17 protein-coding genes are annotated in these 22745 nt (G+C 66.4%); 8 read left to right on the top strand and 9 right to left on the bottom strand.

Going from position 1 to position 22745, the window contains the following annotated elements; translation table 11 throughout:
• Nucleotides 1–123: 123 nt before the first annotated feature.
• The 3 genes from ACOQPC_RS06770 to ACOQPC_RS06760 are packed head-to-tail and all read right to left on the bottom strand — an operon-like array spanning nucleotide 124 to nucleotide 3485.
• Nucleotides 124–900, bottom strand: a complete 777-nt coding sequence (locus ACOQPC_RS06770) for an SDR family NAD(P)-dependent oxidoreductase (RefSeq protein ID WP_420608089.1) — start codon at nucleotides 898–900, stop codon at nucleotides 124–126.
• A 4-nt stretch (nucleotides 901–904) separates the two neighbouring features.
• Entirely contained in the window at nucleotides 905–2335 is a 1431-nt protein-coding gene (locus tag ACOQPC_RS06765) for an aldehyde dehydrogenase family protein (protein ID WP_420607876.1), read from the bottom strand.
• 10 nt (nucleotides 2336–2345) lie between these two features.
• Nucleotides 2346–3485, bottom strand: a complete 1140-nt coding sequence (locus tag ACOQPC_RS06760) for a fumarylacetoacetate hydrolase family protein (RefSeq protein WP_420607875.1) — start codon at nucleotides 3483–3485, stop codon at nucleotides 2346–2348.
• A gap of 139 nt (nucleotides 3486–3624) precedes the next feature.
• Here ACOQPC_RS06760 and ACOQPC_RS06755 point away from each other — a divergent pair, with 139 nt between their 5' ends.
• Genes ACOQPC_RS06755 through ACOQPC_RS06740 form a run of 4 tightly spaced genes read left to right on the top strand, consistent with a single transcriptional unit; the run spans nucleotide 3625 to nucleotide 9919 of the window.
• Nucleotides 3625–5181, top strand: coding sequence for a tryptophan halogenase family protein (locus ACOQPC_RS06755; RefSeq protein WP_420607874.1), 1557 nt, complete (start codon nucleotides 3625–3627; stop codon nucleotides 5179–5181).
• Nucleotides 5178–6344, top strand: a complete 1167-nt coding sequence (locus ACOQPC_RS06750) for a tryptophan 7-halogenase (RefSeq protein WP_420607873.1) — start codon at nucleotides 5178–5180, stop codon at nucleotides 6342–6344. Before ACOQPC_RS06755 ends, ACOQPC_RS06750 begins: the two co-directional genes overlap by 4 nt.
• 30 nt (nucleotides 6345–6374) lie before the next feature.
• Nucleotides 6375–8903, top strand: coding sequence for a glycoside hydrolase family 3 N-terminal domain-containing protein (locus ACOQPC_RS06745; protein ID WP_420607872.1), 2529 nt, complete (start codon nucleotides 6375–6377; stop codon nucleotides 8901–8903).
• Nucleotides 8900–9919 (top strand): cupin-like domain-containing protein, encoded by a 1020-nt coding sequence (locus ACOQPC_RS06740; protein WP_420607871.1) that lies wholly within the window; start codon nucleotides 8900–8902, stop codon nucleotides 9917–9919. The genes ACOQPC_RS06745 and ACOQPC_RS06740 overlap by 4 nt, the downstream gene beginning before the upstream one ends.
• Here the strand turns inward: ACOQPC_RS06740 and ACOQPC_RS06735 are convergent.
• The 5 genes from ACOQPC_RS06735 to ACOQPC_RS06715 all read right to left on the bottom strand — a co-directional run bounded on the left by ACOQPC_RS06735 (nucleotide 9889) and on the right by ACOQPC_RS06715 (nucleotide 14457).
• Nucleotides 9889–11415 (bottom strand): tryptophan halogenase family protein, encoded by a 1527-nt coding sequence (locus ACOQPC_RS06735; RefSeq protein ID WP_420607870.1) that lies wholly within the window; start codon nucleotides 11413–11415, stop codon nucleotides 9889–9891. The genes ACOQPC_RS06740 and ACOQPC_RS06735 overlap by 31 nt on opposite strands.
• Nucleotides 11412–11579 (bottom strand): hypothetical protein, encoded by a 168-nt coding sequence (locus tag ACOQPC_RS06730; RefSeq protein WP_420607869.1) that lies wholly within the window; start codon nucleotides 11577–11579, stop codon nucleotides 11412–11414. The genes ACOQPC_RS06735 and ACOQPC_RS06730 overlap by 4 nt, the downstream gene beginning before the upstream one ends.
• A gap of 4 nt (nucleotides 11580–11583) precedes the next feature.
• Nucleotides 11584–12591: a glycoside hydrolase family 5 protein gene (locus ACOQPC_RS06725; protein ID WP_420607868.1), complete on the bottom strand. Its 1008-nt coding sequence runs from the start codon at nucleotides 12589–12591 to the stop codon at nucleotides 11584–11586.
• Between the two features lie 158 nt (nucleotides 12592–12749).
• The gene (locus ACOQPC_RS06720; RefSeq protein ID WP_420607867.1) at nucleotides 12750–13973 is read right to left on the bottom strand and encodes an alpha/beta fold hydrolase; all 1224 of its coding nucleotides are present in this window, start codon (nucleotides 13971–13973) and stop codon (nucleotides 12750–12752) included.
• A gap of 187 nt (nucleotides 13974–14160) precedes the next feature.
• Nucleotides 14161–14457 (bottom strand): hypothetical protein, encoded by a 297-nt coding sequence (locus ACOQPC_RS06715; protein WP_420607866.1) that lies wholly within the window; start codon nucleotides 14455–14457, stop codon nucleotides 14161–14163.
• A gap of 142 nt (nucleotides 14458–14599) precedes the next feature.
• On the opposite strand from ACOQPC_RS06715, the gene ACOQPC_RS06710 reads away from it, so the two are divergent.
• The 4 genes from ACOQPC_RS06710 to ACOQPC_RS06695 all read left to right on the top strand — a co-directional run bounded on the left by ACOQPC_RS06710 (nucleotide 14600) and on the right by ACOQPC_RS06695 (nucleotide 21491).
• Nucleotides 14600–15763 (top strand): indoleamine 2,3-dioxygenase, encoded by a 1164-nt coding sequence (locus ACOQPC_RS06710; RefSeq protein WP_420607865.1) that lies wholly within the window; start codon nucleotides 14600–14602, stop codon nucleotides 15761–15763.
• A 388-nt stretch (nucleotides 15764–16151) separates the two neighbouring features.
• Nucleotides 16152–17510 carry a GntP family permease gene (locus tag ACOQPC_RS06705; protein WP_420607864.1) on the top strand — a complete coding sequence of 453 codons (1359 nt, stop codon included), beginning with the start codon at nucleotides 16152–16154 and terminating at the stop codon, nucleotides 17508–17510.
• Between the two features lie 208 nt (nucleotides 17511–17718).
• The gene (locus ACOQPC_RS06700; RefSeq protein WP_420607863.1) at nucleotides 17719–19884 is read left to right on the top strand and encodes a primosomal protein N'; all 2166 of its coding nucleotides are present in this window, start codon (nucleotides 17719–17721) and stop codon (nucleotides 19882–19884) included.
• A 74-nt stretch (nucleotides 19885–19958) separates the two neighbouring features.
• Nucleotides 19959–21491 carry a S1C family serine protease gene (locus tag ACOQPC_RS06695; protein WP_420607862.1) on the top strand — a complete coding sequence of 511 codons (1533 nt, stop codon included), beginning with the start codon at nucleotides 19959–19961 and terminating at the stop codon, nucleotides 21489–21491.
• A 67-nt stretch (nucleotides 21492–21558) separates the two neighbouring features.
• Here ACOQPC_RS06695 and ACOQPC_RS06690 read toward each other — a convergent pair whose 3' ends face one another.
• Complete coding sequence (locus ACOQPC_RS06690; RefSeq protein ID WP_420607861.1) at nucleotides 21559–22620, bottom strand: bifunctional transcriptional activator/DNA repair enzyme AdaA; 1062 nt, start codon at nucleotides 22618–22620, stop codon at nucleotides 21559–21561.
• Nucleotides 22621–22745: the final 125 nt, after the last annotated feature.

Here is a 22745-nt window from a genome sequence, read left to right as displayed (position 1 = left end):
TCGGCATCGAAGACGGCCATGCCCTTGATGTCGACGAAGCGCAACAGGCGCTCGCGTGCATCCCATACCGGCCCTCGCCTAGCACGGCGCCGGCTGGCGCGACCGGACGGACATTGCGCGCCATTAACGCCAGCCGGCGTCGACCCAGTAATTATGCGCCGTGCAAAAGCGCGCGTCATCAGAGGCCAGGAACAGCGCCATCGCCGCGATATCGACCGGCTCGACGCGCCCTTCGAGGCATTGCGCCGCGACGATCTCGGCCTCGCCCTCAGGCGTATACCATTTCTCCTGGCGCGGGGTCTTCACATTGCCGGGAACGATAGTGTTCACGCGGATATCGTACCGGCCAAGATCGCGCGCGAGCGATTTGGTCAGCCCCTCGATCCCCGCTTTTGATATCTGGTAGAGCGTCAGATCGGGCAGGCCGAGATGCCAGCTGATCGATCCGAAATTTACGATCGAACCGCCGCCATTCGCTTGCATCGATTTGGCCGCCGCCTTGGCCGCGAAGAACTGGTGCTTCAGGTTCACCGCGATCCGGTCGTCCCAATATTCGGGCGTCACCTCCTCGATATTATGCCGGTCGTCGTTCGCGGCATTGTTCAGCAGCACATCGATCCCGCCAAACGCTTCGGTAACGGAGGCGATAGTGCGTTCCAGCGCGGCGATGTCGGTGATGTCGCAGCGGTGAAATACCGGCGCATGCCACGTGTCGGACAATCGCTCGGCCACCGCCTGCCCCGCCCCGTCGGCAATGTCGACGAACGCTACCTGCGCGCCCTGCGCGGCGAAACCTTCGACCAGCCCCTCACCGATGCCAGACGCCCCCCCGGTGATGAGGACGCGCTTGTCTTTTAGGGACGGATAGCTGGCGCGTTCGCGCGCGGTGGTTTTCAACAGCACCTCAATCCCCCGTATAGACCGTCTTGATCTGCGTATAGAATTCCACCGCAGCGAAACCTTGCTCTCGCGCGCCATAGCTCGACCGACGCATGCCGCCGAACGGAACGTGATAATCGACCCCTGCGGTCGGGAGGTTGAGCATCACCATGCCCGCGCGCACATGTTTGCGGAAATGGCGCGATTTGGCGAGGCTGGTGGTGACGATACCGGCGGACAGCCCGAACTCGCCCTGGTTGGCCAGCGCCAGCGCCGCGTCATAATCCTTGGCGCGCACGGTGGAGACGACGGGGCCGAACACCTCCTCCCTGTTGATCCGCATGTCCGGATCGGTATCGGCGAGGAGTGCGGGGCTCATATAATAGCCGGGCGTGCCGCAAGTGATTTCTTGGCCGCCAGCGACGAGCTTGCCGCCCTCCCCGGTCGCTATTTTTATATAATCGATGTTTTGCGCGAACTGCTGTTCGCTGGAGGCCGGGCCGACCTGCGTGCCATCATCCAGCGCAGGCCCAATGACCAGCGCTTTGGCCTTTTCGGCCAACGCCTCGACGAATTTGTCGTGGATCGCATTCTCCACGATGACGCGGCTCGAGGCGGTACAGCGCTGTCCGGTCTGAAAGAAGCCGCCGTCGAGCGCAATATTTACCGCCTTGTCGAGATCGGCATCGGCGAGCACTACGAGTGGGTTCTTGCCGCCCATTTCCAGCTGCACGCGCGCCTGACGCTTCATCGCCCTCTCGGCAACCTTGGCACCGGTGACCTGCGATCCGGTGAAGGAGATAGCGTCGACATCGGGATGATCGACCAGCGCCTGACCGACATTGCCGCGGCCCAGCACCATATTGAACACGCCCGGCGGCATGCCGCACTCGGCGATGATATCGGCGAGCGCCGCGGCAGTAGCCGGGGTAACGTTCGCCGGCTTCATCACCACCGTATTGCCGAACGCCAGCGCGGGCGCGGCTTTCCAGGCGGGTATCGCGATCGGGAAATTCCACGGCGTGATCAGGCCGATGACGCCGACCGCCTCGCGGTAGGTGGCGACATCGAGGTCGGGGCGCGTCGATTCGAGCGTCTGGCCGTGGCGGCGCAGCGCCTCGCCGCCGAAATAGCGGAAGATGCGCGCGGCGCGCATGACTTCGCCCTTGCCCTCGGCGCGGGTCTTGCCTTCCTCGCGCGAGAGCAGTTCGCCGAGCTGGTCGGCGCGCTCGAAGATGGTCGCGGCGATTTTTTCGAGCAGATCGGCGCGCACCTCGGGCGACGCCATCGACCAAGCCGGAAAAGCGGCACGCGCGGCGGCGGCGGCATCGTCGACCTCCTGCTGTCCGCCCGCGGGGAAGCGCGCGACGACCTCGTCGGTGTTCGAAGGGTTGCGGCTTTCCAGCGAGGCATCGCCTTCGCGGCGTTCGCCGCCGATCATGTGGGTGAGGTTCATTGCTCTTTCCTTATATGCGTTCGGCGAGACCTCGGCTGGCGAGGTTTCGCATAAGTTCGGCAATGCCCATGGTCCAGGGCGAGGCATCACGTGAGCTGGTGACTGTGTTCACCAGCGTACCCAGATGCGGCGAGGATATCGCCACCCGGTCGCCCAGCTTGTGGGTGAAGCCGCGTCCCGGCTCGTCGCGGTCCTGCGTGGGCGCGAACAAAGTGCCCAGAAACAGCACCAGCCCATCGGGATATTGATGCTCGCTCATCGCCTGGCTCGCGATGTCGGCGGGGTCGCGGCTGATCTCGGCCATGCGGTTGGTGCCTTCGAGCCGGTAGCCATCCTCCCCCGCGATCAGCAGTTCGATTGTTTCTTCGCGGACCTGATCCATACCGAAATGCTCGTCGAACAGCCGGATGAACGGACCGATGGAGCAACTGGCAGTGTTGTCCTTCGCCTTGCCGAGCAGCAGCGCGGATCGGCCCTCGAAATCGCGCAGGTTCACATCGTTGCCGAGCGTCGCGCCGACCGCCTCGCCTCGGCTATTCACGACGAGGACGATTTCGGGCTCGGGATTGTTCCAGCTCGAATCGGAGCGCACGCCGATTTCGGCGCCATGGCCGACGGAAGACAGCACGGCGGACTTGGTGAACACTTCCGCGTCCGGGCCGATCGCGACTTCGAGATATTGCGACCACAGGCCGTCCTCGATCAGCGCGGATTTGAGCTGCGCGGCCTCGGGCGATCCGGGCACGACCGAGCGGATGCCTTGGCCGACACGTGCCTCCAGCCGCCCGCGGATCGCGGCCGCCTGCGCGGAATCGCCGCGCGCTCGCTCCTCGATCACGCGCTCGATCGCGGACACGGCGAAGGTCACGCCGGCGGCCTTGATGCATTGCAGGTCGATCGGACTCAGCAACGCCGTGCCCTCGGCAAGCTGCGGCATCTCCGCATCGAGTTCGGCAATGGACTCGAGACCCCCCGGATCGAACGCCCGGCGCTCGATGGTGCCCGATATTGAGGCGGCGCGCGCGGTCAGGTCGAACAGGGTTCCGCCGGCCAGCAGCACCGGGGTCGGTCCTTCGCCGCGGTCGATCCGGCCGAGCCAGCGTCCCTCGCGCCAATCCGCCGGAAGCACGCCTGAAAGCGTTGCCGTCACGATGCTGCCCCTCCGAATTGCTTTTGTCTTGATAGCGCTAACATCATGCCTCTATGGTCGCTGTCAAGACCGGGCGATAGGCTTATGCTATTAGCCGGGCTGCTTTTGTGGTGGGCAAGTTGAGGATCGGGAGGTCGGCGTGAGCCAAGACGCGAGATCGTCGCGGGAAGACGCACGGCGCGACCCTTCGGCCGGCGATCCGATGCGCGTGGTCATCGTGGGTGGCGGCACCGCCGGCTGGATGGCCGCCGCGGCGCTGTCCCGCTTCCTGGGCTCGCAAATCGACATCCGGCTGATCGAATCGGAGGAGATCGGCGTCGTCGGGGTGGGCGAGGCGACGCTGCCGCACCTGCGCGCCTTCATCCAGCGGCTGGGCATCGACGAAGCCGAATTTATGGAAGCGACCGGCGCGACCTTCAAACTGGGCATCGACTTTCGCGATTTCGGCGCGATCGGCGAGAGTTACATCCATCCCTTCGGCGCATACGGGTTCGATCTCGCCGATGTCGGTTTTCACCATTATTGGCTGCGCGGTCGCGCAAACGGCGCGGCGCTACCGATCGACGAATATAGCCTACCGATCACGGCCGCGCGAGCCAACCGGTTCACACGCCCTCCCGCCGTTGGCGACCAACTCGATAGCAGTTTTGGTTATGCCTATCAGTTCGATGCGACCAAGTTCGCGCCGCTCCTGCGCCGCTTTTCCGAAAAGCGGGCCGTGGCGCGCACCGAGGGCAAAGTGGTCGGGGTCGAGCGCGCCGGTGAGACCGGCGACATCGCGGCTGTGACGCTGGAAGACGGACGGCGCATCGCCGCCGATCTGTTCATCGACTGCTCGGGCTTTCGCGCGCTGCTGATCGGCGGCGAGCTCGATAAGGCATGGGAGGACTGGTCCGAATGGCTGCCCTGCAACCGCGCCGCCGCATTGCCCTGCGAAGCGCCCGGGGGGCCGATCGAACCCTATACCCGCGCCACCGCGATGCCCGCGGGCTGGCGCTGGCGCATTCCGCTGCGCCGCCGCATCGGCAATGGCTATGTCTTTTCGAGCGCGCATCTCTCGGAGGACGAGGCCTGCGCGCAAATCCTGGATGCGATCGAGGGCGAGCCTCTGGCCGATCCGCGCGTGCTGCGCTTCCGGGCGGGCCGCCGGCGGCGCAGCTGGGTGCGCAATGTGGTGGCGATCGGGCTCGCGGGCGGCTTTCTCGAGCCGCTCGAATCGACCAGCATCCACCTTGTGCAGATGGCGATCACGCGGCTGATCGAGCTGTTCCCCGACCGAAGCATGTCGGCGCTAGACCGCAATGAATATAATCGCCTCGTCGATCTGGAATATGACCGGGTGCGCGATTTCCTGATCCTGCATTATCACGCCACGCGCCGCGACGATTCGGATTTCTGGAGGCATGTGCGCGGCATGGCCATTCCCGAGACGCTGCGGCGCAAGATGGCGCTGTGGGAAGGCTCGGGCCATGTCGAGCATTACAGCGAAGGCCTGTTTCTCGAGCCGAGCTGGGTGGCGGTGTATCTCGGGCAGGGCATCGTACCCGCTGGCCATGATCCGCGTGCGGACAATCCGCCCGATGCGGCGCTGGCCAAGGCGATGGCCGATCTGTCGGGCGAGATCGCGCGGCGCGTTGCCGCCATGCCCGATCATCGCGAAATGCTCGAGCGCCAGCGTGTCAGGGTAGCGGCATGAGCGGCGCCCATCGCATCCGGGTTTTCGGCGGCGATATCGTCGCGCTTGCCGCCGCGATCGCGTACAAGCGCGCTTTGCCGCGCGCCGAGGTGACGCTGATCGGCGGCGAGGACGATATGGCGCAGCCGCAATACGGCGCCGCGGGACCTATACTCGCCGACTTTCACCGCAAGATCGGGCTCGACGCGCGATTGTTCGAAACGGCGGCGCGCCCGGTCGAAACGCGCGTGAGTCGGTTCGGGAATTGGGGGGGTGCCCGCCTCAGCTTTGGCGTGCCGGAGCGAGGCAGAGAGCCGTTCGCGGACGGCGCGGCATTGCACCAGTTATGGTTGCGGCGGGAGGATGCGGGCGATGCGCCGCAGCCCGAAACGCTGCTGGACGATCGCTCCGCGCCGCCCGGCTATCGCTTCGATGCGGCCGGATATCGCGATCTGCTGCGGCGCATGGCGGGCGCGATCGGGATCGAACAGCCAAGCGAACCGGATGGCGAGGCGTGCGCACTGGAGCTGGATTGTCGCCCATATCCGCAGGCCGATCGGACGACAAGCGATTGGGAGGACTGGTCGGATTTCCTGCCGAGCTTCGATGCCGTCGATCTTCAGGGAGCTCCCACCGTTCAACAAGCGGCCGAGCAGATCAGCGAACAAGGCGGACGATTGCTCCTGCGCATCGGCCAGCAGAGCGCGACATTCGCGCCTGCCGAGCGCCGGTCCGGCCGCGCCGCGCAGCCCTGGCAGGGCAAGCGCATCGCATTCGGCCAGGCCGCGATCGATGTGCCACCGCTCTACGGCCTGGCTCTATCGACCGCGCTTGCCGACATCTTGCGCGCGATCCGGCTCCTTCCGCCGGAGGGTGCGCTGGACGCGGTGCGCGGCGAATATAATCGTCAGACCACCGCCGCGCATGTCGCCACGCTCGAATGGGCGAGCGCGCCCTTCCTGCTCGGCGCGTGGGCGTCCATCATGCCGCCCGGTCTCACCGCCATCGTCGAACAATTCCGCCACCGCGGACGCCTTCCGCTGCGCGAGGGCGATCCCGTATCGCGCGGTCAGTGGCTGGCGCTGCTGATCGGATGCGGCCTGCGGCCCGAACGGATCGATCCCACCGCCCTCCTCCCCACCGATCAAGCCGCGGACAGGATGCTCGCGGCCGCTTTGTCCTGACCCGCCTTCCAAACAATGCCGGAGAATTTGATGAACCGCCCGCTCCTCGCCAGTGCCCTCGCCGTCCTGTTCGCCACCGCCTGCACGACCATGCCGGTCGGTCCTTCGCCCGACACAGCGGCGCTTCCTGCGCCGACGGCGGCGGGCCAGTCGGGCATTGCGCATCCCGCTTTGTGGCCCACGGCCCAATGGCCGCTGGCGCGCCAGCCCGCGACCGAGCAGCGCATCAGCGATCTGATCGGGCGCATGAGCGTGGAGGAAAAGGTCGGCCAGGTGATCCAAGGGGACATTGGCTCGCTAACGCCCGAGGACGTGAAGACCTATCATCTGGGTTCGGTGCTCAACGGCGGCAATAGCGGGCCGGGCAATGACGATCTGGCGCCCAGGGAAGCCTGGCTGGCGCTCGCCGACCAGTTCTATGATGCCTCGATGGACACATCCGACGGCGGGGTGGCGATCCCGATCATATGGGGCATCGACGCGGTCCATGGCCATAGCAATATCGTCGGCGCAACGCTGTTCCCGCACAATATCGGTCTGGGCGCGGCGCATGATCCGGACCTGATCGAGCGCATCGGCGCGGCCACCGCCGTGGAAATCCGCACCACCGGCCAGGAATGGACCTTTGCGCCGACCGTCACCGTGCCGCAGGATTATCGCTGGGGCCGCGCCTATGAAGGCTATTCGAGCAATCCGGCGCTGGTCAGCGCCTATGTCGGCAGGATGATCGACGGGCTGCAGGGCGATCCGAGCGATGGTCCGCTGCTTGCCGGACCGCACGTCATCGCCTCGACCAAGCATTTCCTCGCCGATGGCGGCACCGAGGGCGGCAAGGATCAGGGCGATGCGGTGATCTCCGAAACCGAATTGCGCGACATCCACGGCGCGCCCTATGTCCCCGCGATCGAACAGGGCGTCGCCACCGTCATGGCCAGCTTCTCCAGCTGGAACGGCGTCAAGATGACCGGCAATCATTCGTTGCTCACCGGCGTGCTGAAAGACCGCATGAATTTCGATGGGTTCATCGTCAGTGACTGGAACGCGCATGGGCAGGTTGAAGGGTGCAGCAACACCGATTGCCCGCAGGCGATGCTCGCGGGGCTCGACATGTATATGGCGCCCGACACCTGGAAGCCGCTGTACAAGTCGCTGCTGGCCGAGGTGAAGTCGGGCAGGGTGCCGATGGCACGGCTCGACGATGCGGTGCGGCGGATATTGCGCGTCAAGATGCGGGTCGGCCTGTTCGAGGCGGGCAGGCCCTCCGCGCGGCCGCTGGCGGGCGACTGGAGCCAGCTCGGCAGCACCGAACACCGCGCGCTGGCGCGTGAGGCGGTGCGCAAGTCGCTGGTGCTGCTGAAGAACAGCGAATCGCTGCTGCCGATCAAACCGGGGGCAAAGGTGCTCGTCGCGGGCGGGGCGGCGAACGACATCGCGCAGCAATCGGGCGGCTGGACGCTGACCTGGCAGGGCACCGGCATCGACAATAGCGATTTTCCCGGCGCCACCTCGATCTGGAGCGGGATCGATCAGGCGGTGCGCGAGGCGGGCGGCAATGCAAACTTCTCGCCCGATGGCAGCTATGCGGCCAAGCCCGACGTCGCCATCGTGCTGTTCGGCGAGCAGCCCTATGCCGAGTTCCAGGGCGACCGCAAAACGCTGCAGCTGGCCGACGATCTACGTGCGATCGGGATGATGAAAAAGCTGAAGGCGGACGGGATCGAGGTGGTCGCGGTCATGATCAGCGGGCGTCCGCTGTTCATGAACCCCGAGCTCAACACCGCCGATGCCTTTGTCGCCGCCTGGCTGCCCGGATCGGAAGGCGAGGGCGTGGCCGACATGCTGGTGGCGGGCAAGGACGGGCGCGCGCGCTATGATTTTTCCGGCAAACTGCCGACCGCCTGGCCGATGACCGCCGATGCCAAGGGCGCGAAACTGTTCGACTATGGCTATGGTCTGACGCTCGCCGATCGGGCGGCATGGAAGACATTGCCCGAAGCGACCGGCGTGGCGGAGAATGACAACGGCACCGTGTGGCTGTCCAAGGGTGTTCCATCGCCGTCCTGGTCGCTGATCGTCGGGGATGGCTCCAGCAGCACGACCCGCGTCACCAGCGTGCCGCTCACCACGCTGGACGGACGCATGACGGTGACCGCCGTCAACACCGAGGTGCAGGAGGGCGCGCGCCAGTTCGCGCTGTCCGGCGGCAAGGCGACCATCGCGCTGGAGACGCAGGCGCCGATCGATCTGGACCGCGAGACCAATGCCGATGTGATGCTGGCCTTTGCCATGAAAGTGGACCGTGCGCCCGGAACGTCGCCAACGCTGTCGATGCTGTGCGCGGGCGCGACTTGCGGTGCGTCGGTGCCGCTGAGCGGGCTCGTCGCGGACGGGAAATGGGTGAGCTATGGCATCCCGCTCAAATGCTTCGCGGCCAAGGGCGTCGGGATGGACCGCATCTCCGTGCCGTTCTCGCTCGGACTGACGGGTCCCGTGACGGTGAGTCTTTCGCGCGTCGCGCTCGATACAGCGGTGGACCAAGCGCTGCCCTGCCCTTCATGAGCCCGCCGATACAGCCGGTCGAGGAAATCGAGGGCGTCGACGCCGCGCGGTTCGAACGCGAGTCGATTCCCGCCTATCGGCCCGCGGTGATACGCGGGTTGGCGGCGGATTGGCCGCTGGTCGCCGCCGCACGCGACGGAGCGGAGCAGGCGATCGATTACATCGCCGATTTCGATAGCGGCAAGCCCGCCGATGTGATGATCGCGCCGCCATCCGAGCGCGGCCGCTTCTTTTACCGGGCCGACCGGAGCGGCTTCAATTTCGTGCGTCGCCCCGGCACCGTTTCGCAGGTCGGCCGACGATTGCTGGACGACCGCGCCGCGACCGATCCGCCCGGTCTCTACGCCGGGGCGACCGAGACCGCGCAGCATCTGCCGGGTTTCGACTTGGCCAACCCGTTGCCGCTTGCGATGGGCCGGCCCGGTACCGCCTCGCGCCTCTGGCTGAGCGGCCGCGCTACCATCGCGCCGCATTACGACCTGTCGGACAATATCGCGGTCGTCGCTCTGGGCCGCCGTCGCTTCACCCTGTTTCCCCCCGAGGCGACGGAACATCTCTATGTCGGCCCGCTCGAAAACACACCGGCGGGCCAGCCGGTCAGCATGGTCGATATCGACGCGCCCGATCTCGCGCTCTATCCGGACTATCCCAAAGCCGAAGCGCTGGCGCTCACCGCCGAGCTGGCGCCGGGCGACGCGATCTACGTCCCGAGCTTCTGGTGGCACGGCGTCGCCGCGCTGGATCCCGTCAATATTCTGGTCAATTACTGGTTCGACGCGGCCGGGGACGAGCGGCCGTTCGCCGCGTTCTTGTTGGCACTATCGGAAATCCGCGATCTGCCCGCGCCGCAGCGCGAAGCCTGGCGCCGCTGGTTCGACCATTTCGTGTTCACCGACGATCCCGCCGCGACCACCGCGCATCTGCCCGATCATTTCAAGGGCGTGCAGGGGCCTCCTTCGCCGGGCCGGGCGGAGATGATCCGCGCCTATGTCCGCCGCGCGTTCGGCATCGACTGAGCCAGCACCCGCGCCAGATATTCCTCATGGCGCGGCAACCGCTCGGCGGTGGCGGCCACCGTATCGGCGATCTGCCGCATGGCACCCAGCACGCGGTCATCGTCCATCGCGTCGACCAGTGCATCATAGCCGACCGGCTCGATATGCTGGCCGAGCATCACCATCACCCAGCTCGGCAGCGCGAACAGATCGTGATCGTAGCGCTTCACGCGCCCTTTTTCGCGGAACAGTGCGATCTTGTGGGCCAGGCTGCCGGGTATCTCCATATCGCGCATGCGACGCCAGAACGGCGTGTCGACGCGCTCGGTCGCCTTGTAATGCAGCACGATGAAATCGCGCACATATTCGTAGGCCTCGGTCATCAGCCGGTTGAACTCCAGCCGCTCGATCTCGGCAAATTCGCTGTCCGGAAACAACCAGAACAGTTTCGAAATGGCGGTCTGGATAAGATGAATCGAGGTTGATTCCAGCGGCTCGACGAAACCGGCGGCCAGACCGAGTGCCACGACATTGCCCTCCCATTGCCGCTCGCGGATTCCGGCGGTGAAACGCAGCGCGCGGGGCTCGCCATGCGGCTCCTCTTCCAGATTTCCGAGCAGCACCGCGCGCGCCGCCTCGTCGGACAGATATTCGCCGGCGTAGACGATGCCGTTGCCGGTGCGGTGCTGCAGCGGAATGCGCCATTGCCAGCCCGCCTCCAGCGCGGTGGCGCGGGTCATCGACGGCAGCGGGTCGGCGCGCGCGCTCGGCACCGCCATCGCCCGGTCGCAGGGCAGCCATGCGGACCAGTCGCGATAAGCCACGCCCAGCGCCTCGCCCAGCAGCAGGCTGCGAAAGCCCGAACAATCGATGAACAACTCGCCCTCGGCCACGCGCCCGTCGTCCAGCTTCAGGCCGCTGACATGGCCGCGATCGTCCTTGGCCACCGCGGCGATCTTGCCCTCGATCCGCTGGACGCCACCCGCCTCGGCGCGGCGGCGCAAAAAGGCGGCGTAAAGCCCGGCGTCGAAATGATAGGCATAGGACAGGCCGCCGAGCAGCGAGCGCGGATCGCCCGAATGCGGCGCGAACCGCCCGCGATAGGCGGCCTGCGCGCCGAGGCAGTAATCGGTCAAGGCCCCGACCTCCGGTCGCCCGCGATATTTGGCGTGATATTGGTGAAAGGCCACGCCCTCGAAATCATGGCCCGGCTTGCCGAAGCTGTGAAAATACCGGTCCCCCACCCGCCCCCAATTCACGAATTCGATGCCGAGCTTCATCGTCGCTCCGGTCTCGCGCAGGAACTCGGCCTCCTCGATGCCGAGCAGGCGGTTGAAATCGCGCAGCGGCGGGATCGTCGCCTCGCCCACGCCGACGGTGCCGATCGACTCCGACTCGATCAGCGTAATGCTGCGCCGGCCGTCGTTCAGAAAACGCGCCGCCGCGGCCGCCGCCATCCATCCGGCGGTGCCGCCGCCGACGATGACGAGCGAGCGGATCGGGCGGCGTTCGGTCAACCGCCGCTCGCGCCGAGCATCCGGACCGGACCGATACAGGACTTCGGGACCCTAAACCTGGCGTCTCCTATGAGCGGCCGGTCGAGCCGCGTCTGATAGTTGATCGGCATACCCGGCACGCGTGCCTCGAACGTCTGCAATTCAGACGACATTTCCAGCGCCATCGCCTTATTCCTTTGCGGTCCCCGGCAGCCCCATCGCCGCCAGCATCCCGGGCAGCCAGCGCTGCTTCTCGTGATCGTAAAAGGGAAAGGTGTTGGTATAGGCCCAAGTGCACATGCCGATGCCGAGCGGCGCGAACGCATCGTGCACCGCCCTGGTATAGGCCACGCGCTGATCGAGCGGGATCACCTCATAGGCACCGCTTTCCCCGATAAACGGCGTCTTGCCGGTGCGCACGACATAGGCGCGGACCTTGGCGACATCGTCTTTCAGCCGCTGCACATCCTCCGGCCCGCCATAGATACGGCCGAGCGGCTGCTTGTCCTCTGGCCATTCGGCGCCCTGATGGGTGAAGGCGAAGGGCTCGTAATAATGAAAGGTGGGGAAAATATGCGGATCGTCGGGCAGGTTCAGCGTCGCCAGCGAATCGATCCCGCTCCAGAACTCGCCGCCGACGATCACCGGCCGGTCCGGATTGCTCGTGCGGATGGCGGCAAGCGCGGGCGCGTAAATTTGCGGAAGATTGACGTTGGTCAGCTGATTGTGCGGCTCGTTCTCGATCTCGAACCATAGCCGGCCCACCGGACGGTCGGCGAAGCGCGCGGCGATCTGCGACCAGAGCGCGGCGAGTTCGTCGCGGTTCGCTTCGGGCGCTTCGTGAAGCCCGAGAAAATTATGGCTGTCGAGGATGACGTTGAGCCCCGCCCCCATCGCGCCGTCGACCACCGCCTCCACCCGGTCCAGCCATGCCGGATCGATCGTATAGGGTGCATCGGTGCCGGCATGGCTGTCCCAGCGTATCGGAATGCGCACGGTGTCGAACCCGGCGCCCGCGATGTTGCGGAAGTCCGCCTCACCGATCCGCGCGCCACCCCAGCCATTCTCGTCAGGCGATTCGAGATGATTGCCGATATTGATACACGCGCCGACGGGAAGGCCGTCGTCATTGCCCTGCGCGGCGACAGGAGCGGACGCCAGCAGTAGCGCGGCGGCGGACATGATGGCGAAACGCATGCAAGAGTCTCCTTAGACGGAGATGATAGCGCTATCATATCGGACGATGCAAGTTGCGACAGATCAAGGGGATGCGAGGGAGCCGACTTTCGACGCGTTCGGTCTGCGAGGGCTCGCCGGGACCTGTAAAAGCCGGTGCGACCAGGATGTCGAACGCCTCAAGCGAAATGCAGGCGGCGATATTTACCGCGGAAATAGAGCAGCGGATCGCGCTGCGGCTCGTAGCGCACGCGGCGCACGCGGCCGATCAGGATCTCGTGATCGCCGCCATCGTGCATCGCGAACTTGTCGCATTCGAAGCTGGCGAGCGAACCTTTAAGGATCGGCACCCCGCCCTCCCATGTCTCTACGTCGGTGTCTGCGAACTTGTCCGCGCCGCGGCTGGCAAAGCGGTTCGACACCGGCTGCTGACCGATGTGCAGCACGTTGACCGCGAAACTGTCCGCCGCCTGGAACGCGGGCAAGCTGCCCGCGGACTTGGCGAGACATACGAGCAGCAGCTCCGGGTCTAGCGACACCGAGGTAAAACTGTTGGCGGTCAGACCCACCGGTCCGCCATTCTCGTCGATCGTGGTGACCACGGTGACGCCGGTACCAAAGCAGCCGAGCGCATCGCGCAATGTACGGCTGTCCGATCCCTGACGATATTCGGGCGGCTCGCGCGGCACGCGACGCTCCAAAAATTCGAGCAGCAGGGCGTTGAATGCCTCGCTCTGGTCCGACACCGCGAGATGCCCCGCGCCCTCGACCTCGGCATGTTCGGCATCGGCCATCGATCCGGCGAGTGCCGCGATCGCCTCGGGCGTGCTGAGCGTACTGTTCTGGCCGCGCACGATCAACGTGGGCTGCCGGATACGCGCCGCCGCCGCGGACAGGCGCCGCTCGATATTCTCAAGATCCATATCCGCAAAGGCAAGGGGATCGAAGGCATCGGAAACGCCCATAGGCTCGGACCGTCGCAGCGCTTCGCCCAGTGCCCGAGCGGCTTTTGCATCGATCTGCGGCGGCGCATCCACCAGCACCAGACCGGTGGCGAGATCGGGCTCGCCCTCGCCCAAGGTCGCCATCGCGATCCACCCGCCGAGCGAGGCTCCGACGACCACGGGGCGTGAGGAAAATTGCGCGAGGATCGCGGACAGATCGCGGACATGCGCATCCAGATCGTAGCGCCGGTCGCCAGGCCGCCCGCTCTCGCCATGGCTGCGCAGATCGATGCTCACGGCATAGCGACCCGCGGCGGCGAGCGCGCGGCCGGCATCGTCCCACACGCGGCGCGACTGGCCCCCGCCCGGCAGCAGCAGCAGCGGCGGATCGTCCGGATTGCCAAAGGTGCTGGCGGCGATGGGCACGTCGCCAAACCCCTGAAACTGGCGATCGATCATTCGAAACCTTTTCTGGCACAGCTGTTTCGCGAATTTGCGTGAAGCTGCACCCGCTCTAGCGAACCCGTCCGCCGTTTGTCACCTGCGGCGAACGGGACGGCGCGCTCCGCCCGCCGCCGAGATCGGCACGAAAAAGGGCGCGCCGCCGGTAGCAGCGCGCCCTCAAGGTTCGTTGTCCAGCCGCCGATCAGTACGGACGGCGCGCCGGGTAGCCGTAGGTACCGTAGCAATCGTCGTCGAGCTTGCCCTGGCGATTATAGCCGTCGCAGCCGTCGTTCTTATCGACGAAATAGCCCGCGGCCGCGCCGGCCGCGGCGCCCACGGCGGCACCCGTTACGACGTCCCCGCCGGTCACGGCGGCCACGCCCGCGCCGAGCAGGCCGCCCGCTCCGGCACCCTCGGCCGCGTAATTGTCGGCGCAGCCCGCCAGCGGGATCGCCATGACGACGGCCGCGGGAAGAAGCGCTTTTCTGAGGTTGATCATGATGTCCTACTCCGATCCTTTGATTGCGTAACGATCCCAACAACCCGTTCGCACCTGAACCGTTCCGTAACGAGTCTGGCACGCCGCGATACAAGGTGCTAGTCGGACGGCATAACGCAGTTAAGACTAGGACGGGACTATAATGTTGCATGACCTGAGCCATTACGGGCTTTCGGGCGAGCGGGGCTTTTTGTCCGCGCACGAGATCGACGATGTCGAACTGCCCGCCGCCTTCGCCCCGGTACAAACCGCCGCCGACCGCCTTTCGGCGATGATGACCACGGGGAATATCCGCAACTTTCTGAAGGACATGCCGCTGCCCGATATCGAGGCGTTCGTGGCGAGCGCGACCAAGCCGCAGCTGGTCACCGCGATGGTGCTCTATTCCTTCTTGGTCCAGGCTTATGTCTGGGGCGAGGACGCGCCGCCGACCAGCCTGCCCGCCAATCTCGCGGTGCCGATCGAGGCGCTGACCCGCGCCAACGGCCAGCCGCCGCTGATGCCCTATTCCGCCTATGTGCTCGACAACTGGTACCGGTTCGACAAGGCCGGCCCGATTACCCTCGAAAATATCGGCATGAAGCAGAATTTCTTCGGCGGGATGGACGAGAACTGGTTCGTGCTGGTCCATGTCGCGATCGAGGCGGAGGCGGGCCGCGCGCTGGAGCTGGCGGTCGAGTTGGTGCGCGCCGCCGAGGCCGGCGATGCCGACGCGGTCGAAGCGCAGCTGACCGAAATGAACGGCGTGTGGGACCGGGTGAACGCGATCTTCGACCGGATGACCGAGCGCTGCGATCCCTATGTCTATTTCAACCGCGTACGGCCCTATATCCACGGCTGGAAGAACAATCCCGCGATGCCCGAGGGGCTGATCTACGAAGGCGTGGACGCGTTCGAAGGCAAGCCGCAGGCGTTTCGCGGGCAGACCGGATCGCAAAGCTCGATCGTCCCGGCGATGGACGGCCTGTTCCAGGTAGTGCACCAGAGCGATCCGCTACGCGAATTTCTCGAAGAGCTGCACGCCTATCGCCCGGCCGATCACCGCCGTTTCATCGAGGATGTCGCCGCCAGCAGCAGCCTGCGCGATTTCGCCAAAGGCCAGACGGACAGCCTGAAGGCCGCGTTCAACGCCTGTGTCGAGCAGGTCGCGCGCTTTCGCACCCGCCATCTGGAATATGCCGCGAGCTACATCAACAAGCAGGCGAGCAGCTCCGCGGGCAACGACAGCGATGTCGGCACCGGCGGCACCCCGTTCATGAAATATCTCAAGAAGCACCGCGACGAAAACCGCGCGCAGACCATCTGAATCCTCCAGGAGGATGTCGCTTCTTCCCCCCTCCCCTGAAGGGGAGGGGAACTGAGAGGATTTGTGTTGCGCGCTCCTTCCCGTCCCTGCCACACACCGCAAATCTTAGGCGATTATGTACCTTGCAAACCCGTTTCATTTGTTCGTCACCCCAGCGAAAGTCGGGGTCTCGGGCGGGATCGCCATGAGGCCTGAGATGCCAGCTTTCGGGTCCCAACAAAGTAGTACTTTGTTGGGTGCCCTTTCCGGGTCCCAACAAAGTAGTACTTTGTTGGGTGCCCTTTCGCCGGCATGACGTACAAAGCAAGGCGGAGTTATGCCGTTTCTGAATTTCCATCCGACTGGGTTTGCAAAGCACATAATCGCCAAATCTTAAGGAGAACGCCACATGATCAGCGCCATCGGCCTCGTCGGCGCGCTCGCTCTGCTCATCTGGATGACGATCCGCGGGGTCAACATCCTCATCGCCGGGCCGGTCGCCGCCGCGGTCGTGGCGCTGACCTCGGGCCTCGCCTGGCTGCCGCCGCTCGCGGCCGAAGGCGCGCCGGACTTCGCGACCAGCTACATGGCCGGCTTCGTCGGCTTCTTCGCCGACTGGTTCTTCATCTTCCTCCTCGGCGCAATCTTCGGCGAGACGATGGGCCGCACCGGCGCCGCGGCGAGCATCGCGCATGCGGTGACGGACGCGCTCGGCCCCCGCTTCGCGCTCGCCGCGGTGGTGCTCGCGACCGCGGTCCTGACCTATGGCGGCGTCTCGGTGTTCATCGTCGCCTTTGCGGTCTATCCGCTCGCGGTGCAGCTGTTTCGCACCGCCGATCTGCCGCACCGCTTCATTCCCGGCGCGCTGGCGTTCGGATCGGTCACCTTTACCATGACCAGCGCCGGGAGCCCGGAGATCCAGAACCTCATCCCGATGCAATATCTCGGCACCACCGCCTGGGCGGGCGCGGGCGTCAGTCTGATCGTCGCATTGCTGATGGCGGGCCTGGGTTATGTCATACTGTCGCGCATGATCGCGCGCGCCGTCGCCAAGGGCGAGCGTTTCGAACCGCGCGCCGAGACGGAGGAGGACATGCGCGGTCCGGCCGATCTGCCGCGCTGGTACGCCGCGTTGCTGCCGCTGGTGACCGTGTTCGCGGTCTTCCTCGCCTTCCAGTATCCCGACGATCTGGGGGCACTGTCCGCCGTGCTGCCCGCCGAAAGCCTCGGCAAATGGGCGCTGGTCGTCGCGCTCGGTTCGGGCATCGTCGTGGCGGTGCTGATCGGCCTGCCCTCGCGCGGCCGCCTGCCCGCGGCGTTCTCGGTCGGCGCGACCGGCGCGGTGGTGGCGATCACCAACACCTGCGCGGTGGTCGGCTTCGGCGCGGTCGCGCAGCTGACGCCGGCCTTTCAGGACGCGCTCACCGCGGTGCAGTCCATGCCCGGCGATCCGCTCATCGGCGCGGCGATCGCTGTCACCGTCATCGCCGGGCTCACCGGCTCGGCGTCGGGCGGGCAGAGCATCGCGCTGCCGCTGATCGCGCCGCATTATCTGGCCGCCGGGGCCGATCCGTCCGAGTTGCACCGCGTCGTCGCCATCGCTAGCGGCGCGCTCGATAGCCTGCCGCATAACGGCTATGTCGTCACCACCATCCGCGCGGTCTGCGGCGAGACGCATGCGCGCGCCTATCTCGCGGTGGCGATGACCACCGTGCTGGTGCCGGTGATCGGCACGATCGTGGCGCTGATCCTGTTCGCCATCTTCTGAGGCGCACAGCCCTGTCCTACATCGCCGCCAACGGCTATAATAGCCGCGTGCCCAGGCAATCGAACTCCCCGCAAAGCTCTTCGTTCGTCGATGGTACGGAACGGGTGGGCGGAATTCCGGGCCCCCCGTATAGGGGCTATCGCGAACTTCCGGAACGCGCGGGAATCGACGCCCCCGATCGACAAACCGCGGCTCGCATTGAACGAATATGAACCGCGCCCGCGTTCTCCTGCGCACCGCCGCCGTCGGGCCGCTCGATTACCGGGTGCCGCAAGGCATGGCGGTGGAGCACGGCTCGGTCGTCGAGGTGCCGCTGGGGCCGCGAAGGCTCGTCGGCGTGGTTTGGGAAGAAGAAAAATTCGCCGTCGAGGAGGTCGGCGACAACCGCCTGCGCAACATCCTGTCCGTGCTCGACACCCCGCCGATCAGGCCCGAGCTGCGGCGGCTCGCCGAATGGACGGCGGGCTATTATCTCGCCCCCCTCGCCGCGGTGCTGCGGATGATCCTGCCGAGTTCCTCCGCGCTTGGCCCCGGCGGTACGGTGATCGAATATCGCAGCACCGGCGTAGAGCCCCCCCGCATGACCGCGCAGCGCGAACGGGCGCTGGCCAAGCTCGACGGCGAGCAGGGGCTGGTGCGCGAGCTGGCGGCCAGCGCCGGCGTATCCGACGCGGTGATCCGGGGCCTCGTCAAAGCCGGTTCGTTCGAGGCGGTGGAGGTCAGCAGCGACGCGCCCTTCCCCGCGCTCGATCCTGATTTCGCGCAAGTCGATCTCACGCCCGAACAGGCAATCGCCGCCGAGAGCCTGCGCGCCTCGGTGAGCGCCCGCAGCTTCGCCCCGATCCTGCTCGACGGCGTCACCGGATCGGGCAAGACCGAGGTCTATTTCGAGGCGGTGGCGCAGGCGCTGCGCCAAGGCCGCCAGACGCTGGTGCTGCTCCCCGAAATCGCGCTGACGCAGGCGTTTCTCAAGCGCTTCGCCGCGCGCTTCGGCACCGAACCCGCCTTGTGGCACTCATCGCTGCGCTCGACCGAACGCCGCCGCACCTGGCGCGGCGCGGCGTCGGGCGCGGCCAAGGTGGTGGCCGGCGCGCGCTCGGCCCTGTTCCTGCCGTTCGCGGACCTGGCCTGCATCATCGTCGACGAGGCGCACGAGACCAGCTTCAAGCAGGAAGACGGCGTGCGCTATCATGCGCGCGACGTGGCGGTAATGCGCGGGCTTTACGAAAGCCTGCCGGTGGTGCTTGCTTCGGCCACCCCCGCGCTGGAATCGCGGCACATGGCGGAGATCGGGCGCTACGAGCAGCTCGTGATTCCATCGCGCTACGGCAAGGCGCGCCTGCCCGATATCAAGGCGCTCGACCTGCTGCAGGACCCGCCCGAGCGCGGCCATTGGATCGCGCCGACGCTGATCCGCGCGATCGAGGAGCGGCTGGAGCGCGGCGAACAGTCGCTGTTGTTCCTCAACCGCCGCGGCTATGCCCCGCTCACGCTCTGCCGCCATTGCGGCCACCGCATCCAGTGCCCCAATTGCACCAGCTGGATGGTCGAGCACCGGCTGATGCGCCGCCTCGCCTGCCACCATTGCGGCCATCTGGAAAAACTGCCTGAAAAATGCCCCGAATGCGGCGAGCCGGACAGCCTGGTCGCCTGCGGCCCCGGCGTCGAGCGCATCTGCGAGGAGGTGCAGAAACTGTTTCCCGACGCGCGCACCGTGGTCGCCACATCGGACACCATTTCCAATCCCGCGCATGCCGCCGAATTCGTGGCGCGGGTCGAGGCGGGCGCGATCGACATCATTGTGGGAACGCAGCTCGTCACCAAGGGCTATCATTTCCCGAACCTCACGCTGGTCGGCGTGATCGACGCCGATCTCGGGCTGGAGGGCGGCGATCTGCGCGCCGCCGAACGCACTTTCCAGCAGATCGCGCAGGTCGCGGGCCGCGCGGGCCGCGCCGAGAAGCCGGGCGAGGTCATCGTCCAGACGCGCAGCCCCGGCCATGCGGTGATCGAGGCGCTGGTGGCGGGCGAGCGCGATGCCTTTTACGCTGCGGAAACCGAGGCCCGCCGCCACGCCGGAGCTCCACCCTTCGGGCGGCTGGCGGCGATCATCGTGTCGTCCGAGGACCAGAGCGAGGCCGCCGAGACCGCGCGCCGGATCAAGGCGAGCGCCCCCGAAATGGAGGACGCCGTCGTCTACGGCCCCGCCCCCGCCCCGCTCGCCATGCTGCGCGGCCGCCACCGCCAGCGCCTGCTCGTCCACGCCCGCCGCTCCGCCCCGCTGCAGGACACGATGCGCGAATGGCTCGGCAGCCTCGACTGGCCGCGCGGCGTGCGCGTGACGGTGGACGTCGATCCGTACAGTTTTCTGTGATGGCAAGCGCGCTCTTGAGGCTTTGCGCGGCATCCTCCTATAGCGACACTGAATTTTCCGGAGCGATTTTCCTTATGCGCCATCTCCTGCTTGTGATCGTTCTGGCATTCGCCGCGCTCACTTCTTCGAGTGCCCGCGCCGACCCCGCCGACATCGCCGCCGCCAGCCGGGGCGTGGTGCGGGTGGTGCTGGTGGCGCGGGACGGGGGGCAGGTTTTTTACGTAGGACACGGGTCTGGCGTGGCCATCGCCCCCGACCTGATCCTGACCAACGCGCATGTGGTCGAGCCCGTACAAGGTGACGAATCGATCATCATCGGCGTCGTGCCTTCCGAAGGCGCCAAAAGCTATGGCGCGCAGGTGATCGCCTATAGTCCCGGAAACGATCTGGCGCTGCTCAAGCTTTCCGGGGGCGCGCGGGTGACGCCGGACGCGATCTACACCGGCGCGCCCAGCGACGGCATGGACGTGGTCGCGATCGGCTATCCCAGCACCGTCGACAAGGCGCAGGGGCTGCAGGTCGAGGATCTCATCCGCCCGCAGGCTCCGGTCAAGACGCGCGGATCGGTTTCCGGCGGCCGTTCGGCGCGGCAGTTCGACACGATTCTGCACACCGCCCCCTTGGGCGCAGGCAATAGCGGCGGGCCGCTGGTCGATGCCTGTGGGCGCGTGCTCGGCATCAACAGCTTCGGCTCGGTCTCCGACGGCAACGACGCCGAATTCTTCTTCGCGGTCTCGGCACGCGAGATCACCGGTTTCCTGCGCAAGGCCAAGGTCAAGTTCCAGACCAATGCCGCCCCCTGCCGCTCGGTCGCCGAACTGACCGCCGCGGAGGAGGAGCGTCAGGCGGCGGCCAAGGCGCGGATCGACCGGGAAGAGCGCCAGGCCGCGGTGATGCGCGCCGAGGCCGAGGCGGCGGCGCGGCATAAGGCAGAGTTGGACGTGATCTCCGACCGTGAGGACGGCATGGCGCTCGCCGGCCTGCTGCTGGCGCTGGCGGTGGTGGGGGCCGGCGCGGGCGGTCTGTTCTTTTCGCGCGGGCGGAAATATCCGGCGATCGCGGGCGGCGTGATCGGCGGCGGACTGCTGCTTGGCGCGGTGCTGGTCTATCTCGGCAGACCCAGCATGGGCGATATCGACGACCGGATCGACCTGCCCAAGATCACCGCGCCGAAGGCCGATACCGCCGCCTCCAGCATGACCGGCAAGCTGATCTGCCGGCTCCAGCCCGATCGCAGCCGCGTGACCGTGTCGGGGGAGAATGAAATTCCGCTCGAATGGGTAGCGGGTGGCTGCGTCAACGGGCGCACGCAATATGGTGAAAACGGAAATGTCTACACCCGCATCTTCGTGCCCAATGTCGACAGCAGCGTGTCCCGCAACAGCTACGACCCGGCGAGCGGAGAATATCGCGTCGAGCGCTATCTGCTTGGGCTGGACGCGATGGAGCGGGCGCGATCGGTCCGCCGGAAATTCGACGTGCCGAGCTGCGATGCCGGGGACGATGCGCAGCAGCGGCTCGGCAAAATGCAGAACGCGATCGACGCGGTGCTGCCCGCGCAGCCCAACGAGCTGCTGGTGTACGACTGCGAGAAGGCCGATGGTTAGCAAGGTTGGGAGCCTGAAGGGGGATGGAGGAGTTAGGATAGACCCGGCAAGGAGAACCCATCGCGCTCTAGGTGCGCTCTTTTTCGAGCAGCTTCTTCTTCATTTCGGGTCCATAGGCGTAGCCGCCCAAACTGCCGTCGCTGCGGATGACGCGGTGGCAGGGGACGAGCACGGCGACAGGGTTGCTGGCATTGGCCGATCCGGCCGCGCGGGTCGCCCTGGGACTGCCCGCCGCCGCCGCGATGTCCGAATAGCTGCGCGTTTCACCGACTGGTATCTCGCGCAGCGCTTTCCAGCAGGCCTCCTGAAACGCGGTGCCTTTCACGTCGAGCGGGATATGCGCGAAATCGCCGGGCGCCTCGACCGCGCCCACCACATCCTGCAGCAGGCCCGCGAACGCCGCGCCGCCCGCTTCGAGTTTGGCCTTGGGGAAACGCCGTTCGAGTTCGTCCGCCCCCTCGCCGAAGCACAGCCTGCACACGCCCTTGTCCGTCGCCGCGACCAGCATCTTGCCGTAGCTCGTTCTTACCACTGCCCAGCGCAAAGTCACGCCCTTGCCGCCGTCGTTCCAGATCGAAGGTGCCATGCCCATTCTCCCGTCCATTTGCTCGTAGAACCGCGATGGCGCGTTGAACCCCGCCGTGTAGAGCGCGCCGGTGACGCTGTCCGATCCGTCCAGCGCGCCCTCCGCCCGCTCCATCCGCAGCGCGCGGGCAAATGCCGCGGGCGAAAGCCCCACCTGCCGCTTGAAGATGCGCTGGAAATGACTTGGCGAATAGCCCGCCTGTTCGGCCAGTTCAGCCAGCGGCACCGATTCGTCCGACATCTGCAACCGCTTCAGCGCCGCCGCGATGGCTGCTTCGTCGCGCGTCACATCGTCGGGCAGGCAGCGCTTGCACGGGCGCAGCCCCGCCGCGCGCGCCGCCGCGCCGTCCGGATAAAAGCGCACATTCTTGCGCGCGGGCGTCTTGGCACCGCAGCTCGGCCGGCAATAGATGCCGGTCGAGTGCACGCCGGTGACGAAGCGGCCGTCCAGTTTCCGGTCGCGCCGGAGCACCGCGGCCCAGGCGCTCTCTTCGTCGATTATCGAATCGCGCTGTCTCATGATCATCACTGTGGCGATCAACATGCCTCATCGCATCCCGAAACTTGCGTCCGAATGTCCACGCCGCCACCCCGCCCCCACGGCAGTTCGTCTTACGGACCACAAGGCGCCCCCCTGCCCTTGCAAAGGGCAAATCCGGATGCTAACCG

The sequence above is a fragment of the Novosphingopyxis sp. genome, assembly GCF_965218915.1.
Classification (GTDB): Bacteria; Pseudomonadota; Alphaproteobacteria; order Sphingomonadales; family Sphingomonadaceae; genus Novosphingopyxis.
The sequence above is the reverse complement of the archived record's forward strand: the minus strand, read 5'-3'. Positions and strand labels throughout refer to the sequence as shown.

Coding starts and splice junctions, on each gene's coding strand:
- ACOQPC_RS06705 (WP_420607864.1), top strand. CDS start 16,152: ATGATCAGCGCCATCGGCCTCGTCGGCGCGCTCGCTCTGCTCATCTGG.
- ACOQPC_RS06695 (WP_420607862.1), top strand. CDS start 19,959: ATGCGCCATCTCCTGCTTGTGATCGTTCTGGCATTCGCCGCGCTCACT.
- ACOQPC_RS06740 (WP_420607871.1), top strand. CDS start 8,900: ATGAGCCCGCCGATACAGCCGGTCGAGGAAATCGAGGGCGTCGACGCC.
- ACOQPC_RS06725 (WP_420607868.1), bottom strand. CDS start 12,591: ATGCGTTTCGCCATCATGTCCGCCGCCGCGCTACTGCTGGCGTCCGCT.
- ACOQPC_RS06710 (WP_420607865.1), top strand. CDS start 14,600: ATGTTGCATGACCTGAGCCATTACGGGCTTTCGGGCGAGCGGGGCTTT.
- ACOQPC_RS06720 (WP_420607867.1), bottom strand. CDS start 13,973: ATGATCGATCGCCAGTTTCAGGGGTTTGGCGACGTGCCCATCGCCGCC.
- ACOQPC_RS06700 (WP_420607863.1), top strand. CDS start 17,719: ATGAACCGCGCCCGCGTTCTCCTGCGCACCGCCGCCGTCGGGCCGCTC.
- ACOQPC_RS06745 (WP_420607872.1), top strand. CDS start 6,375: ATGAACCGCCCGCTCCTCGCCAGTGCCCTCGCCGTCCTGTTCGCCACC.
- ACOQPC_RS06690 (WP_420607861.1), bottom strand. CDS start 22,620: ATGTTGATCGCCACAGTGATGATCATGAGACAGCGCGATTCGATAATC.
- ACOQPC_RS06765 (WP_420607876.1), bottom strand. CDS start 2,335: ATGAACCTCACCCACATGATCGGCGGCGAACGCCGCGAAGGCGATGCC.
- ACOQPC_RS06715 (WP_420607866.1), bottom strand. CDS start 14,457: ATGATCAACCTCAGAAAAGCGCTTCTTCCCGCGGCCGTCGTCATGGCG.
- ACOQPC_RS06730 (WP_420607869.1), bottom strand. CDS start 11,579: ATGGCGCTGGAAATGTCGTCTGAATTGCAGACGTTCGAGGCACGCGTG.
- ACOQPC_RS06750 (WP_420607873.1), top strand. CDS start 5,178: ATGAGCGGCGCCCATCGCATCCGGGTTTTCGGCGGCGATATCGTCGCG.